The organism is Flavisolibacter ginsenosidimutans (genome assembly GCF_007970805.1).
Taxonomy (GTDB): Bacteria; Bacteroidota; Bacteroidia; order Chitinophagales; family Chitinophagaceae; genus Flavisolibacter; species Flavisolibacter ginsenosidimutans.
On the sequence record NZ_CP042433.1, the window covers coordinates 4364130 to 4380232 of the forward strand.

The 16103-nt window shown below is 46.5% G+C and carries 10 protein-coding genes; 5 read left to right on the forward strand and 5 right to left on the reverse strand.

Translation table 11 applies throughout. From position 1 onward, the window contains the following. Window positions 1–26 precede the first annotated feature (26 nt). The 4 genes from FSB75_RS18630 to FSB75_RS18645 all read left to right on the forward strand — a co-directional run bounded on the left by FSB75_RS18630 (window position 27) and on the right by FSB75_RS18645 (window position 4365). On the forward strand, window positions 27–1493 hold the full coding sequence (locus FSB75_RS18630; RefSeq protein WP_146790563.1) for an RtcB family protein: 1467 nt from the start codon (window positions 27–29) through the stop codon (window positions 1491–1493). Window positions 1494–1779: 286 nt separating this feature from the next. Beyond that, a complete protein-coding gene (locus FSB75_RS18635; protein WP_146790565.1) occupies window positions 1780–2421 on the forward strand; it encodes a DUF4136 domain-containing protein in 642 nt (213 codons plus the stop codon). Between the two features lie 12 nt (window positions 2422–2433). After that, window positions 2434–3054, forward strand: coding sequence for an outer membrane beta-barrel protein (locus tag FSB75_RS18640; RefSeq protein ID WP_146790568.1), 621 nt, complete (start codon window positions 2434–2436; stop codon window positions 3052–3054). A 489-nt stretch (window positions 3055–3543) separates the two neighbouring features. Beyond that, window positions 3544–4365, forward strand: a complete 822-nt coding sequence (locus FSB75_RS18645; RefSeq protein ID WP_146790570.1) for an enoyl-ACP reductase FabI — start codon at window positions 3544–3546, stop codon at window positions 4363–4365. Window positions 4366–4553: 188 nt separating this feature from the next. Here FSB75_RS18645 and FSB75_RS18650 read toward each other — a convergent pair whose 3' ends face one another. Continuing rightward, entirely contained in the window at window positions 4554–5135 is a 582-nt protein-coding gene (locus tag FSB75_RS18650) for an RNA polymerase sigma factor (RefSeq protein WP_146790572.1), read from the reverse strand. 247 nt (window positions 5136–5382) lie between these two features. On the opposite strand from FSB75_RS18650, the gene uvrA reads away from it, so the two are divergent. Then, window positions 5383–8244: an excinuclease ABC subunit UvrA gene (gene uvrA, locus FSB75_RS18655; protein ID WP_146790574.1), complete on the forward strand. Its 2862-nt coding sequence runs from the start codon at window positions 5383–5385 to the stop codon at window positions 8242–8244. Window positions 8245–8477: 233 nt separating this feature from the next. Here the strand turns inward: uvrA and FSB75_RS18660 are convergent, their stop codons facing one another. The 4 genes from FSB75_RS18660 to FSB75_RS18675 form a co-directional block, all read right to left on the reverse strand. Beyond that, window positions 8478–12836, reverse strand: coding sequence for a T9SS type B sorting domain-containing protein (locus tag FSB75_RS18660; RefSeq protein ID WP_146790576.1), 4359 nt, complete (start codon window positions 12834–12836; stop codon window positions 8478–8480). A 154-nt stretch (window positions 12837–12990) separates the two neighbouring features. Then, entirely contained in the window at window positions 12991–13401 is a 411-nt protein-coding gene (locus FSB75_RS18665; RefSeq protein ID WP_146790578.1) for a DUF4293 domain-containing protein, read from the reverse strand. A gap of 270 nt (window positions 13402–13671) precedes the next feature. After that, window positions 13672–14667, reverse strand: coding sequence for an L-glyceraldehyde 3-phosphate reductase (gene mgrA, locus FSB75_RS18670; protein ID WP_146790581.1), 996 nt, complete (start codon window positions 14665–14667; stop codon window positions 13672–13674). A gap of 106 nt (window positions 14668–14773) precedes the next feature. Further along, window positions 14774–15979, reverse strand: coding sequence for a carboxypeptidase-like regulatory domain-containing protein (locus FSB75_RS18675; RefSeq protein ID WP_146790583.1), 1206 nt, complete (start codon window positions 15977–15979; stop codon window positions 14774–14776). Between the last annotated feature and the right edge of the window lie 124 nt (window positions 15980–16103).

The window sequence follows — 16103 nt, forward strand, 5'->3', positions numbered from 1 at the left end:
GGAAAAGTTTTTGCAGCGTTCCGCACATGCCTCGTCTTCAACTCACAGGCAAAGAACTCCGCGCCATCGGCTACCCCCAAGGTCCGGTGATTTCTCTTGCCATGAACATCATGGAAAAGAACTTCAGGCATCTTGCAAAGACAGATGCATTGGAAATATTGAGCAGCATTTTGCAAAGCCCTAACCAATACGCACACGACGGTGTGCTGAACAAAATTGCAGAAGCGTTATTGCCCAAACCAAAAGCGGGTGGTGATGAATTACCGCTTGCGGAAAAAGGCATTGACTTCAACGTGTTTGGTGCCGGAGGAATCGAGCAAGGCGCTTTGCATCAAATGTACACGGCGACAAAACTTCCTGTTGCTGTTGCCGGTGCGCTCATGCCCGATGCGCATCACGGTTATGGCTTGCCCATTGGCGGCGTGCTGGCAACGGAGAATGCTGTTATTCCTTACGGCGTGGGTGTGGACATTGGCTGCCGCATGTGCCTTTCTATTTTTGACATTAATCCCAAAGAACTTGCCGACCGCGAACATTTTTTCACTCGTGAGTTAAACGAAGCAACGCTCTTCGGCAGCGGTTCTACCTTTCAAAAAGCCGCCGACCACGAAGTGATGTACCGAAAAGAATTTGACGAACTGGGTTTGCTCAAAGGTTTGCAGGATCGTGCGTGGAAACAACTTGGCTCTTCGGGTTCGGGTAACCACTTTGTTGAGTGGGGTATTGTGGAGATAAAAGAGAAAGACCAAGTACTCGGTGTTGAAGCCGGCACTTACGTTGGCTTACTTTCACATTCCGGTTCGCGGGCCTTGGGTGCAAACGTTGCAAACCATTACACGAAAGTGGCTAAAGAAAAACGCCGCTTGCCTGGTGATGCCGTAAACCTTGCATGGCTTTCGCTGGACGAACAAGAAGGCGTTGAATACTGGATGGCGATGAATCTTGCCGGTGATTACGCTTCGGCTTGTCACCACGTGATTCACGAGAAGATTGCCAAACAACTTGGCCGCAAGCCGCTGAAGATGGTGGAGAACCATCACAATTTTGCGTGGAAGGAAAACCGGGAAGGCAAAGAAGTTATCGTGCATCGTAAAGGCGCAACTCCCGCAGGAAAAGATGTGCTGGGCATCATTCCCGGTTCAATGGCCGCGCCGGGCTTTGTTGTGAAAGGAAAAGGGGAGATGTCATCTGTAAATTCCGCTTCGCACGGCGCCGGAAGAAAGATGAGCCGTACGGCCGCATTAAAAACCGTCACGCACAAAGAACTGAACGAAGTATTGGCAAAGCAGGGTGTAAAACTTTTAGGCGGTGGTTTGGATGAAGCGCCGTTTGCTTACAAAGACATTCACGAAGTAATGAAAGCGCAAAGTTCGTTGGTAGAAACGGTTGGGGTCTTCTTTCCAAAAATTGTAAAAATGGACGGTGCGCAACCGAAGCGGTGGAAGAAAAAGAACCGTGATGAAAACAGCCGTGATTTGTTAATGGGCGAATAGTTGATAAATTCTTTCAAACAAGAATTAAACAAGATGCTTTTGCAAAAGACCTTGTTTTTAAGCGCCGTAAATTTTGTCCTGACAATTCCACACATAAGCTCTCTTAACGCTGGAAAATTTACTTCACCGCTGTCTTCTTTTCAGCTTCAGCAAATAACCCGTGCCTGCTGCAAAGCCTTGACAGGCCTTATTTCTACGCTTTTGTTAGAAGCCTGTTAACCTTCGCTCGTAGTTTTCTTAACAGGCATTGACTTTGCACTCCCTTTTACCAAAATCAAAGATTAATATGAAGAACACCATTGGGGCTGTACTGCTTGCCGCGGCCAGCTTTGTAGCATTGAGCAGTTGCACCAAAGACCCCTTGAAAGACATGACCGAAGACGAAAGCCGCATCTACATCACCAACCACGACTCGACAGCTAATTTTAATTCTTACAAAACTTACAGCATCGTTGATTCCGTTTCGCTTATTGACAACAATCGCTTTGCGGGCAAAGAAGCAACATCGTGGGACGTAGCCGTAATTGCCGCAGTGCAAAACGCCTTAAACGCACGAGGCTTTGTAAAAGTAGATCGGACACAAAGCCCCAACCTTGGCATTAACATAAGCCGCATTTACAGCACCACAACGAGTGTTGTTGATCTCTATGATTATTGGGGTGGTTATGGTGGTTATTACGATCCGTATTACTGGGGTTACAGCGGATATGGTTACTATTTCCCGTCAACTTACGGTGTTTACCAAAGCACAGAAGGCGCCTTGTCCATTGACGTACTTGATTTGAAAGACGCCTCTTCATCAGGCAACACCATCAAAGGTGTGTGGAACGGCCTCGTACGTGGCGCAGGCATCTTCCGCAGCAGCAACGTGCAAAGTCAGGTGCAGGCCTTGTTCGATCAGTCGCCCTATTTAAAAACTTCACGCTAAACGATATTAAAGATGAAAAAGAGCAAAATAATTTTTCTTTCCGTTTTAGGGCTTTTTGCGACCTCGTTAGTGCAGGCGCAAAAAGGCGAAACAAAACTTGATATAAGCTACAACGTAGCAGTGCCGGCAGGAAGTTTTAAAAGCCTTGTTCCGTCTACGTCTTACCGCGGTTTTCAAGGCAGTGTTTTGTACGGTGTATCCGATAAATTGTCTGTAGGTTTTGGAACGGGCTTCCAGGATTTTTACCAAAAGAACAGCCGCCAGACTTACAAATTTTCCGATGGCAGCGATGTGTCGGCTGTGCTTACTTATTCCATTCAAACCATTCCGGTTTTAGCGCAAGCCAAATACAGCTTTACGCCAGGCGCAGCTGTACAACCCTATGCGGCACTTGGGGTGGGCGGAAATGTCATTGCTTATAACCAGCTTTTGGGTGAGTTTGGCGGACAGCAAACCAAGTTCAGTTTCGCGGCCCGTCCCGAAGCCGGTCTTTTTGTTCCGTTTAAAAAAGGCGGCGAAAGCGGATTCACTCTTGGAGCCTCTTACAACGTAATGCCTTTTAATCAGGACGATTTTAAAAATCTAAATAACCTTGGTGTTCACGCGGGCATCAGCGTTCCGCTGCGCAAATAAGCAAAGCATTGTCTCTTACAAAATTCGCCGGCTCGCAAGAGCCGGCAATTTTTTATAGGCCATCGTTAGTGCTACTATTAAGCTTCGCTTGCGTCGCGGGCTTGTATGTTCGCGAAGGTTATTCAACTTTTTAAACCACAGAGAAAGGTAAACGTGAATCCACGCAAAGAAAATCACCCTGCGCAAGATCCGCTTCTCCTGTTCTCTGCGGCAAAAATTGCAGCGATATTTACCGCGTGAAACTGAAAGGCATTCTTATCACGCTTCTTATATTTCTCTCCCTCATCCCGGCCGTGTATATCAATCGTTGGCTGCAAGGGATAATTCAGCCAAGAAAATCATTTGGACAGTTTCTTTTGTACATGCTGCTTTGCTTTGCCTTGGTCTTCGTTTATACCTTTCTGGTAACGTTTGTTATTTTGAAACTCCTGCCGCCACCACACAGATAAGCCTTATTTTTACCGCCATAACCTTCAATCAATTTTGCTTATGTCAAATAACCTTTTAGCCGGGAAAAAAGGCATCATTTTCGGTGCACTTGATGAAAAATCCATTGCCTGGAAAACGGCGCTGGCCTGCCACGCACAAGGCGCACAACTGGTTCTTACCAACGCTCCCGTTGCACTGCGCATGGGTGAAATAAACAAACTGGCCGAAGCCGTTCAAGCACCCGTTATCGGTGCCGATGTAACCAACATGGACGACCTGAAAAAACTCTTTGAGGAATCGCAAAAGCAGTTTAACGGCGGTGTTGATTTTGTGCTTCATTCCATCGGCATGAGCCTGAATGTGCGCAAAGGCAAGCATTATACCGAGCTGGATTACGAGTGGAACAAAAAGACGCTCGACATATCGGCCATGAGCCTGCACCGTGTACTGCGTACGGCTTGGGAAATGGACGCGATTAATGAATGGGGCAGCGTAGTTGCACTCACTTACATCGCCGCTCAACGTGTCTTTCCAGATTACAACGAAATGGCCGATGCCAAAGCTTTGCTCGAAAGCGTGGCCCGCAGCTTCGGTTATCAGTACGGTGTAAAAAAGAAAGTGCGCATCAACACGATTTCACAGTCGCCCACCCGCACCACGGCCGGAAGCGGTGTAAAAGGCTTTGATGCTTTTATTGATTACGCAGAAAAAATGAGTCCTCTCGGTAATGCACCTGCAGAAGCTTGTGCGGATTATTGCGTATCGCTTTTCTCTGATTTAACACGATACGTAACAATGCAAAACCTCTTTCATGACGGTGGTTTCAGTTTGACCGGCGTTAGCGAAGCCGTCATTAATTCCATTATGCCGCCGTCTGAATAAGGATTCCTGCTTTCTATAAAAAAATATCCCGCTCAACGGCGGGATATTTTTTTACTGGTTTTTCTGTTCTCCCTTCGGGAGCAATTGGGCGTCATTTCTTATCAGCCGGTCACGGCAAGCAGTGTGATTGGAGATAAGAAATGACAAGATGTTGGAAATGGAATTTCATTTCTTTACAAAGAAACGTGTTAAAGCGAAATTTGTTTTGCCACCATCATCTTGCGTAAGTTAATTAATCCATAACGCATACGGCCCAGTGCGGTATTGATGCTGCAATTGGTGATGTGCGCAATTTCTTTAAAGCTCATATCGGCATAATGACGGAGGATAATGACCTCGCGTTGATCTTCGGGCAATTGGTCCAGCATGTCGCGGACGCGGTTGTGACTTTGCTTTTTTATCATCTTGTCCTCGGCGCTTTCCTCGGTAAAATTCAGCACCTCGAAGATGTCCTGATCATCGCTGTTTTTGATCGTCGGCGTTCTTTTAACTTTTCGGAAATAATCTACGCAAAGGTTGTGGGCAATGCGCATCGCCCAAGGCAAAAACTTGCCTTCCTCGGTGTAGCGCCCGCTTTTGATGGTATCAATAATGCGGATAAAAACATCCTGAAAGATGTCTTCGGCAAGGTACTTGTCCTTTACTAAAAAGAAAATGGACGTGTACAATTTTTCCTTGTGACGCAATACCAGCGTTTCAAATGCGTTTACATTACCGGCATTAAATGAGTTGATCAACTCATGGTCGGACAGTTTGGATAACAGGTTCATAAACTCCCGCGTTTAAGGGTTTGAGGATTTGGTGCAAAAACGATGTAAATGAAAAATCTGCGTAGAAGTTTATGCGATAGGCGTGTTGCGTTTAAGAAGTTTTCGGTGCATTGGATTTGTTGACCTAAAAATAGGTGTCTTTTCCTATTCGCCAAATATTTTGTTGGCGAGCGCTGCTTTTCCGCCGTCAAAAAACTGTTAACGTTCGGCTGCTCTTGCTAAATACCTTAGTACATTTGTTTCCCGCATGAAAGAGCAAGTTGTTAAGACCAGAAGAAAGAAAGAAGAGATTGCCGTTGCCGATGATTCAATATTTATCAAAGGCGCAAGGGTTCACAACCTCAAAAACATTGACGTCAGTTTTCCGCGCAATAAACTCATAGTCGTTACCGGCGTATCGGGTTCCGGTAAATCATCCTTAACCATAGACACCTTGTTTGCCGAAGGCCAGCGCCGCTACGCCGAGAGCCTCAGTGCTTATGTACGGCAGTTTTTGGCCCGCATGGACAAGCCCGACGTTGATTACATCAAAGGTCTTGCGCCGGCCATTGCCATTGAGCAAAAAGTCATTACCCGCACGCCGCGAAGCACCGTGGGCAGCATGACCGAGATTTACGATTACCTGCGCCTGATGTTTGCACGCATCGGTAAAACCATTTCGCCTGTTTCCGGCCGCGTGGTAAAAAAGGACGATGTAAAAGATGTACTCGAAGCCATCAAAGTATTGAAAGAAGGCAGCCGTGTTTTTATCCTGTCGGCTTTTAAAACGCACCGCAACCGCGACGAACGTGAAGAGCTAAACATCCTGATGCAAAAAGGCTTTTCGCGGATTTATGTTTCGCCGTTTTCAGCCACGCAGAAAGAAAATGCGGCAGGCAAAGGCACAACGTATTCGATTGAAGACGTGCTCTCAAATCCCGATGATTTTAAAAAAGCTTTTAAGTACCCCGAGAATGTGTACGTGTTGGTTGACCGCATCGTCGCCAAGGAATTTGACGAAGACGACGAACACCGTCTGGGCGATTCCATCGGCACCGCGTTTTACGAAGGCGAAGGCGATGTATATGTGGAGGTTGACGGTGAAAAGATTCTGCACTTCAACAACCGTTTTGAACTGGATGGAATGAGCTTTGAAGAACCTTCCCCCAATTTGTTTTCCTTCAACAATCCTTTTGGTGCTTGCCCGGTTTGCGAAGGCTTTTCGATGGTGTTGGGCATTGACGAAGACTTGGTGATTCCCGACAAACGTTTGAGCGTTTACGAAGGTGCCGTGGCGCCCTGGAAAGGAGAGAAGTTAGGCCGCTGGCGCGAAAACTTTGTGAAGGCGGCAAGGCATTTTGATTTCCCGGTTCACAAGCCCGTTGCTGATTTAACGAAAGAACAATACCGCGTTTTGTGGGAGGGCAATAGCTACGCGGACGGCATCAATGCTTTTTTTAAAGAAGTAGAACAGAATTTATACAAGGTACAGTACCGCGTAATTCTTAGCCGCTATCGCGGACGAACAAAATGTCCCGAGTGTGGAGGCTATCGCTTGCGCAAAGAAGCGTTGTACGTAAAAGTTCACGGTGCTCACATTGGCGAATTGAGCGAGATGCCGATCGCGGATTTGAAGGATTGGTTTAACAGGACGAGTCGGGATTTTACAGATTTTGAAAAGGAAGTCGGCAAACGAATCCTTATTGAGATCAATCACCGCATTGACACGATGCTGAGCGTGGGTTTGGGTTATTTGACCTTGAACCGTTTGGCAAACACGTTAAGCGGCGGCGAAAGCCAGCGCATTCAATTAACGCGAAGCTTGGGCAGCAATCTTACCAACTCGCTTTATATTTTGGATGAGCCTTCCATTGGCTTGCATCCGAGAGATACGTTCAATTTAATTCGCGTTTTGAAAGAACTGCGCGACTTGGGTAATACGGTTGTTGTTGTTGAACACGACGAAATGATGATGCGTGAAGCCGATCACATTATTGACATGGGGCCGCTGGCTTCGCACCTTGGCGGCGAAGTGATTGCCGCTGGCAATTACGAACAAATCATTAGCAACCCGAAAAGTTTAACCGGAAAATATTTGAGTGGAGAGCTAAGCATTGATGCGCCAAAAAAAGTTCGTAAGTGGAATAGCTCCATCATCATTGAAGGCGCACGGCAGCACAACTTGAAGGACATCACGGTTGAATTTCCGTTGAACGTTCTTTGCGTGGTTAGCGGCGTTAGCGGCAGTGGAAAAACAACGCTCGTCAAACACATTCTTTATCCCGGCCTGAAAAAGTTACAAGGCGAGCCAACGGACAAAGTTGGTTTTCACAAAGCCATCAAAGGCGATGTAGAGTCCATCACGCAAGTAGAGATGGTGGACCAAAACCCGATTGGAAAATCATCGCGAAGCAACCCGGTTACTTACGTTCGTGCATGGGACAACGTTCGCGATTTGTACGCTTCGCAACCGCTGAGCAAAATTCGCGGCTTTCAACCCAAGCATTTTTCGTTTAACGTTGATGGCGGACGTTGCGATGCGTGCAAAGGTGAAGGTGAAAAAATCGTGGAGATGCAGTTCCTCGCCGACGTACACCTGACTTGCGAAGTTTGCCATGGACGAAGGTTTAAGGAAGAAGTTTTAGAAGTTCAATACAAAGGCAAAGGTGTGTTCGATGTGTTGGAGATGAGCGTGGACGAAGCCATTGATTTTTTTGCCGATGAAAAATCGATTCTAACAGCGATAAAACCTTTAAGTGAAGTTGGTTTGGGCTACGTAAAACTTGGACAATCTTCTGATACACTTTCTGGCGGTGAAGCGCAACGCGTAAAACTTGCATCTTTTCTTGGTAAAGGACGGGCGGCGGGTAAAATTCTTTTCATCTTTGATGAGCCCACAACAGGACTTCATTTTCACGACATAAAAAAATTGCTTGCTTCTTTCAACGCTTTGATTGAACAAGGCCATTCTATTCTTGTGATTGAACACAACACCGATGTCATTAAAAGCGCAGACTGGGTGATTGATCTCGGCCCCGAAGCCGGCGACGCAGGCGGTTATCTTGTGTATGAAGGCAAACCGGAAGGATTGAAGAAAGTAAAAGAGAGTCACACGGGACAATTTATTTAACTGAACTTACGCAGTAAGAAAAACTTGTTGCTGTGATAAGGCAAACCTCATGATCCTATTAGAAGGGGTTGATGCTTAGAGGGAAATCTTCTTGCCTCATGCTTCCGTATTGCAAAACCCAATTAAGCGAATACGGTTTTCCTCTCCTTTGCTCCGTTTTTCTGCAAAGGTCATAAGGTTGATTTCCCAACGAAAAAGAAGCTCTCCGTTGCCAGAAGCCTGCGGAAGTTGAGTTAGTGAATTAGCGTCACTGTGCCTTTCTTCTCCACTATCTGACCGCTTGCTTTCTTCACCCGCACAGTGTACACATACGTTCCATTTGGTTGCAGCGTGCCGTTCATCATTCCGTTCCACCCACGGCTTTTATCTGTCGTATGAAAAACCATTTGTCCCCAGCGGTTAAAAATTTTAAAGTCAATCTCATTAATTGCCGTGCCCATCACTTTCACTTCATCGTTTCGTCCGTCACCGTTTGGCGTAAAGGCTGATGGAATGTAAACGTCGTCGAGCGGGATAGCGATCAGTTGCAAGGTTGCGGTATCCCTGCAGCCGAGCGATGATTGTCCAACGGCTGTGATGTTTACCGATGTGTCCATTGCAAATCCTTGGCTTTTGCTTGTTTGATTGCGGAACAAGTTTGCCGGTTGCCATGTTGCAATTGAATAAGGGAGGTTACTGCTTGATTGGATCAACACATTCGTTCCGGAAAGTGCCGGATTTATATTAGGTCGCAAGACAATTAAAAAGTCTTCTACAAAAACCGTTACAGTCTTTGTGTTCTTGCATCCGTTGGTATCAACGGCGCTGGCAAAATATTGCGTTGTGCTTTGCGGAGAAACGACAATGAAAGCTGTATTGCCAAAGTTCGTCCAGTTTACAGGGGTACCGGGTGACGATGCGTTTAAAACCGCCGTTCCCCAACGGCAAACGATTGTGTCGCGGCTTATGTTTAATGCCGGTTTTTTATTGACTGTTATGGTTATCACGTTGATGATGCTGTCGCAATGCGTGACAGCACTCTTCGTCGTGTCGGTTATAACGGCCGGCGTCGTAAAAACCGTGCCTTTGTAAACAACCGAATCGCAGCCGGAAACGGATTGCTCATTCACCTTGCTCACGACCAAGTACAAATTCACAAGGCTGTCGCAACCCGTAGCCGTCGTAAAGTTGGCCGCATACTTTCCTGTAACTGTCAGCCATTGTCCGTTAAAAAGGTAACCGTTGCCCGGCGCGATGCAAGCTGTGATAAAAGTTTGCTGTACGGAAGCAATAAGAATGTTTACGTCGCGATAAAGACTGTCGCATGAAGTAACAAGACTCTTTACAGTATCTCTTACAATCGTGGATGAGTTGTAGGTGATTCCGTTATAGACAATGCCGTTGCAGCCCTTTAACGTGAGACTTTGCCGGCCCGCCACAACAAGATATAAACGAACGATACTGTCGCATGTGCTTGTCGTGTACACAGTCTGATAATTGCCTGTGTTGGTCAATAGTTGGCCGTTGAAATTATAAGTCTGACCCGGCTGCAAACAAACAGAAACGTATTGATGTTTGGTTGTATAAACGGTTAGCGTGGTGATTGTAATTAGACTATCGCAACCCGAAACAAGGCTTCTGATTGTATCACGAACAACGGTGGAAGAAAAATAGGCTCTCCCTTTAAACATCACCGAATCGCAGCCTTGTGCAGTTTGCGTTTTTGTTTGCGTTACGGTCAAATAAAGCCGCACGGTGCTGTCGCAATTCGTCGTTTGATACGTTGTCGTATAATAACCGTTTGCGGTTAATGTTTGCCCGTTAAAGAGATAGGATTGACCTTGGTTAATACAGGTTGTGACAAAAGTTTGCAGCGTCGGCAAAACATTTATTTGTACAATGCGGTAAACGCTATCGCAGAAACCCGCGCTTCGCAGGGTGTCTCTTAAAAGCGTGGAGGATGTATAAGTTGTGCCGTTGTAAACAACACTCCCGCAACCGTTGAGCGTTTGCTGTTGAACGGAAGCTATAACAAGTTTTAGGTGTACAGTGCTGTCGCAAAAGCCCAGGCGAACGAAAACAGCTGTGTATTGTCCTGAACCGCTTAAGCTTTGTCCGTTGAATGAATAAGATTGCCCGGGGCCAAGACAAACAGACGTGTACCGAACGGGTGAAGCAGTGATTGTTATGTTGGTTACCCGATAAAGGCTGTCGCATGACGAAAGCGAACTGCGAACCGTGTCAATTGACCGCGTTGAGACATAATACATCTGTCCATGCCAGAACAAGCTATCGCAACCGCTGATGTTTTGCGTTTGTGTAACGGCCATCGTCAAATACAACTGCACGATACTGTCGCAGCCGTCGTGCGTCGTCAATTGCGCAGTATAATAACCTCCTGTCGTTAAGGATTGATTGTTGAAAAAGTAGGACTGTCCTTGTTGAATGCAAGCGTTGATATTTGTATGAAGAACTGGTTGAATGAGAATTTGAATGGTTTGCAAAATGCTGTCACAACCTGTGATTGTGCTTCGAAGCGTGTCCGTTAACGTTGTTGACGAAACATAAGTCACACCGTTATACGTGAAACGATTGCATCCCTGGTAAAGGATGGTTTGTCGTTGTGCAATCAACAAATGCAGGTGCACAACGCTGTCGCAGGAAACACCGTTTAGTGTTACGGTGTAATCTCCCGATGCGTTTAATACCTGTCCGTTGAAGTTATACGCCTGTCCGCTTGCAAGACAAACATTCAGGTAGGTATGCAACGAATGATTGACGACGACGTTGTGCGTTTGTATTATGCTATCGCAACCTTGTTGATTGTACAAGGTGTCTGAGAAAACGGTAGATGCATAAAATCGTTGTCCGTTTAACCACACCGAATCGCAACCAGTATGCGTCTGCATCTGTATATCTGCAACGGTCAGGTTTAAGCGAACAGTACTATCACATCCTTTGGTATTTGTCGTGTACAAGAGATAATTTCCGCTCGATGAAAATGTTTGTCCGAGTAAAGCAATCGAACCGTTTGGCGGCAGGCATACCGTTGTGTCTTTTACCGTCGCCCGCTTGATTCGTATGTGAATATTTTTTACAAGCGAATCGCAGGCAAGAACAACGCTGCTGACCGTTTGCGTAAAGTTTGCATCATCTGTGTAAGTGGTTCCGTTGTACAAAACCGAATCGCAACTTGTTGTATCAACAGTTTCCGCTTGCTTCACCACCAAGTAAAGACGTGCCGTATCGGTACAGCCGTTGACGTTGTTCAAAAGCACGGTATGCAAACCTGTCGTGGTAAACGATTGTCCAAAGAATACAAACGGCGTGTTGTCTGTGCAAGCCGTGGTGTATGTACTAGCCGACGATGAAACATTGATCGTAGCCGCTGCGTTATTTGAACAACCGCTTGCTGCGTCGGTATAAGCATAATTAATGACGTAATTGCCCGCAGTGCCCGGCGGTATAAAATTATTTCCGGTAACGTTTGTTCCGGTAAACGTTCCACCAGCAGGCATGCCGTTTAAAAGGATGGATGAACTGTTAATGCAAACCGGCGCATAACTGCCGGCATTCACTGATGGAAGCGCATTGACGGTTAGCGTAAATGGCTTTGTGCAACTGTTGCCGCAAACATTCGACAACCTAAGATAGCCGGTGTACGCTCCCGGTGGCGTGTTCGCGGGTACGGTAATAAGAATATTGCCACCGAGAGTTGCGTTGTTGACCGCTGAAAAATAAACCGATGACGTTGCGTCCCATGTTAGGGTATAAGTAGCCGGTGCGTTTGAAGACGAATAAGAAAGTAAAACAGTTTGCGTGTTGGCACCAAAACATACGGCTGCGTTGTTCACTGCGTTCAACACAGGACCGCTGCAAATTTGTGTTCCGCCGTTGCCTGCATTGGAAACACCTGGCGTTAAACTTGGTTCGGTCAGGTACGTTCCGCTGCTGCTCAAATAAATGCCTTGGTTAGATGCCGAACTAAATACGGCATTAACGTTGTTTATTGAATTGCCCGGATTGGGAACATTGTTTACACCTTGTGCGTTCCCCGATGCGGCGCATGTTGTATAAGCACTCAACGGGTAAGTGCCTGCGTTGTTGCCGTTGTTGTAAGAAACCGACGTTACAAGATTGCCTGAGGCATCCAACAAACTTAGCTGGCCTTTTGTATTGGGAAAGCTGCCGGCGCTTAAAAATTGTTTCATGTACACAGCGTTAGCAGTGACGGCCAACGTGCCTATGTTAACATCGGCTGCACCTGCATAACTGTTTACGGCGCCACCCGTAGGATAGCCGGTTCCACTGCTTACACCGGCAGTTCCCGCAGTACCGCCTATCAAAAAGTATCCGCCGCCGCTGATGTTTTTTCCCGAGGGAATTTTGACCGTCCAGCCGGTAGGATTGCCGGTGCCGTTTGCACCGCTGGTGCTGCTAAATATTAAAGTGTAACAACTTAAATCAACGGTGCAGCCGCTGCGGTTAAAGAGTTCAACAAACTGGCTGCCGTTGCCACCCGTTGGTGCAATGCCGACTTCGTTAATGACAAGTTGCGAATGTGCCACCCGGGCAAATGATAAAAAGAAAAACAGGGCGGCTGTACGGTACATAAAGCAGAATCGTTTTGGTATCAGTTTGATTGGCTGTACTCAAATATACAAATTTCATCTTCGCATATAAATTTTAAAACATTCGTTTTTTGCTGAGGCATGCAAACAAAAACGGCTGCTTCAAGAAGCAGCCGTTCATCTCAGCGACGTTCTTTCATCGAAGCCGGTCGAGGCTTTTAATTAGCTTTTGATCTTTTCTAATTCCTCGTATAGCCAAAATGTAAAGACCCAGAATGCCAAAATGAAGAACGCAGGAAAGGGCAAAGGCGCCGGCAGTAAAGTATTTCAATTGAAGAATGTAGTCTGTAAGCAAAGCAAGCGTGAGCACGAGTCCGGCAACCGCAACTTTGAGTTGCAACTTGCGATTCTCAAACAAAAAGATGGAAGCAAAAGCCGTTAGGCCCGTTAATACTGTCAGCACGATAAGCAGCATGTTGGATTTAGCCGTTAACTGCGGAGCAATATCGGCCGATAGTGGCGTGCCCACGTAAAAAGGAACACTAAACGTAATAGCGGCGAAGATAGCAGCCAGCAAGAGCCACACGGATTGTATGCGTTGAATCATGAAACGGTTTTGCTGTAAAAATAGGAAGGAATGAATCTTTATGTAACCGGCAATTGTAATTCTGTTCAGCTTCCGTTGCGTCGCACACTTCGGGGTTTGGAACAAGGCTCAACTTCTTTAACTACGGAGAGCCACAGAAAAAATTCTTTGTGGCTCTCCGTGCTCTCTTTCCTTTCTGCTCTCTGTGATTGAAGCTTGCCGCACAGTGAGTAAAGCGTACAAGAGTGCTACACAACGATGCTTAATTATTGTGTCGTCCTTTGCGCAAACTTATCCGAGTATTTCATCTATTTGCCGAAGCTCGTCTTCGCTGAAATTGTAATTGCGCAGGCTTTGCGCCGAGTCCAAAACCTGTTCGGGTTTGCTTGCGCCAATAATGACGGAAGTAACACGTTTGTCTTTCAGCACCCAGGCCAGCGACATTTGCGCAAGCGTTTGCCCGCGGCCTTCCGCAAGCGTGTTTAAGCGTTGAATTTTGGAAATCAATTCGTCTGTGATAACGTTGGTATCAATGGCGCCGTTGCCCCTGCCGCTTGCGGCCCGCGAGTCTTCGGGAATGCCGTGCAGATAGCGGTCGGTTAGCAAGCCTTGTGCAAGCGAGGAAAAGGTAATGCAGCCGATGTTTAATTTTTCAATGGTGTCCAGCAGACCTTGTTCGGGTGTGCGCACCATCAACGAATACTTGGGCTGGTGAATGAGCAACGGCGTGCCCAGGCTATTCAGAACTTTGTAGGCTTCTTTTGTTTGTTCCGGCGAGTAGCTGGAAACGCCAACGTACAAAGCTTTGCCTTGTTGCACAAGTTGATGAAGTGCCGTCATTGATTCTTCCAGCGGCGTTTCAGGATCGGGCCGATGATGATAAAAAATATCCACGTAATCCAATCCCATACGCTTCAGGCTTTGGTCGAGCGAAGCCACCAAATATTTTTTTGAACCGAAATCGCCGTAAGGCCCCGGCCACATCGGATAACCAGCTTTTGATGAAATGATCATCTCGTCGCGGTAGGCTTTGAAATCATCTTTTAAAATTTTTCCAAAGGTTTCTTCCGCGGCACCCGGCGGCGGACCGTAATTGTTGGCCAGGTCAAAATGCGTAATGCCGCAATCAAAAGCGGTGTGCATGATGTCGCGGCATTTTTCGTAATCGTCCTGCCGGCCGAAGTTGTGCCAAAGGCCCAGTGAAAGTGCGGGCAGTTTAAGGCCGCTGTGGCCGCAGCGGCGGTACTCCATGTATGCGTAGCGGCCGGGCGATGGTTGGTAAGTCATGTGTTGAAGATAGGCGATTGGTTGAATTGTTGAAACGTTGAGATGTTGATTGTTCTCCAATTGTTCGATTCAATTTAATTCACAACTCAACTGCTCAACAACTAAACTACTTGCGTGCTGGTGGCTGATAATCGAAGGGCAACATCGTTCCCATCTTTTCCCACCAGCCCCAATAACCGGTGCTCAATAAATCTTCGGGATTAAAATAAGAGCCGTTGGCCAGCACTTGCAGCGGCTTGCCGTTCACCAGCGTAATTTCCGACATCATCGCGTCGCTGCTTTTCGGAAACATCTGCTTGAATTCAGGAGGATTTTTTTTGTACTTGTAGATAACGAGCAAGTAGTCGGGAAAGTCAAACCCGGCCACGGTCGAATCAATTGCGTATGCCATGCTGTCGCCGCGCAAAAGGTCTTTTCCGTAAACTTTTTTGAAATCGTCCTCACGCATGATGCGGTTATAATAAGCCGAACTGTCGCGGTTGACGGTGGAAACCAGTCTTCCGTTTTCATCAGCACGTACGCTGCTTGTTTTGTAAATCATTTTAACCCGGTTTTTTTCGGCATTGGGGATTTTTTGAAGCCGCCTTACATCGAAACCTTCTTCAACAATTTTGTTTCGGTAAAGTGCCCGCATAAACTGAAGCATAGAACCCAGGTACACGTCTTCTCTTGCTTTTTCCCATTGCCGTTGTTTGTGGTCACTGCCCTGCAAGTTCTGAAAGAATGGGAAGCCGGCGTAAAACAACATCCGCGTTTTAAAATTGTAACGAAAATCTTCGAGTTGATAAGTGATGCGATAGCCGAGTGCTTTGTTTTCTATTTGCAAGGGCGCAACGGCAACGGCGGTCAAAGTGTTGTTCTTTTTTGAATTGCGGAATTTCAATGCTTCGGGATTTTTTATCCGGCAATCGCGACTGTATTCCGTTGTGCCAATGAAGTTGTCGGTAAACCATTTTCCCCATTTTTCCCAGCCGTCTTTTTCGTAAGGCTCAATGATGATCGTTTCTAATTCCGGTGCTTTTGGTGTTAGTTTGATGGTGATGAAACCAAGCACTTCGTTTGTGTTGATGGATTGGCTGTACGTTGCGTAGCCAACAGAAGAAACAACCAGCTCAAATTTTCCCGCAGGAACGTTTAAAGCGAAGCCGCCTTCGTCGTTTGCGGTTGTACCAATAGAGGTGTTGCTTAGAAACACGCTGGCTTTTGGAACAGGAGTGTGCTTTTCCTCATCTAACACAACGCCTTTTAGCAACGTCTGTGCATGAGCAACCGTTAACCAAGAGAAGAAAAGCAGTACAAGGAATGATCGCATCGTCAAATTTTCAAACCACCAAAATTTGAAAATAAAAAAAACTCAACCAAACGAATGATTGAGTTTTTCAGTATCGTCGCTAAGCAAGGTTGTGCGGCTGGTGGCCTTTCTCCATCGGGGAAAG

Coding starts and splice junctions, on each gene's coding strand:
- FSB75_RS18630 (WP_146790563.1), top strand. CDS start 27: ATGCCTCGTCTTCAACTCACAGGCAAAGAACTCCGCGCCATCGGCTAC.
- FSB75_RS18635 (WP_146790565.1), top strand. CDS start 1,780: ATGAAGAACACCATTGGGGCTGTACTGCTTGCCGCGGCCAGCTTTGTA.
- FSB75_RS18640 (WP_146790568.1), top strand. CDS start 2,434: ATGAAAAAGAGCAAAATAATTTTTCTTTCCGTTTTAGGGCTTTTTGCG.
- FSB75_RS18645 (WP_146790570.1), top strand. CDS start 3,544: ATGTCAAATAACCTTTTAGCCGGGAAAAAAGGCATCATTTTCGGTGCA.
- FSB75_RS18650 (WP_146790572.1), bottom strand. CDS start 5,135: ATGAACCTGTTATCCAAACTGTCCGACCATGAGTTGATCAACTCATTT.
- uvrA (WP_146790574.1), top strand. CDS start 5,383: ATGAAAGAGCAAGTTGTTAAGACCAGAAGAAAGAAAGAAGAGATTGCC.
- FSB75_RS18660 (WP_146790576.1), bottom strand. CDS start 12,836: ATGTACCGTACAGCCGCCCTGTTTTTCTTTTTATCATTTGCCCGGGTG.
- FSB75_RS18665 (WP_146790578.1), bottom strand. CDS start 13,401: ATGATTCAACGCATACAATCCGTGTGGCTCTTGCTGGCTGCTATCTTC.
- mgrA (WP_146790581.1), bottom strand. CDS start 14,667: ATGACTTACCAACCATCGCCCGGCCGCTACGCATACATGGAGTACCGC.
- FSB75_RS18675 (WP_146790583.1), bottom strand. CDS start 15,979: ATGCGATCATTCCTTGTACTGCTTTTCTTCTCTTGGTTAACGGTTGCT.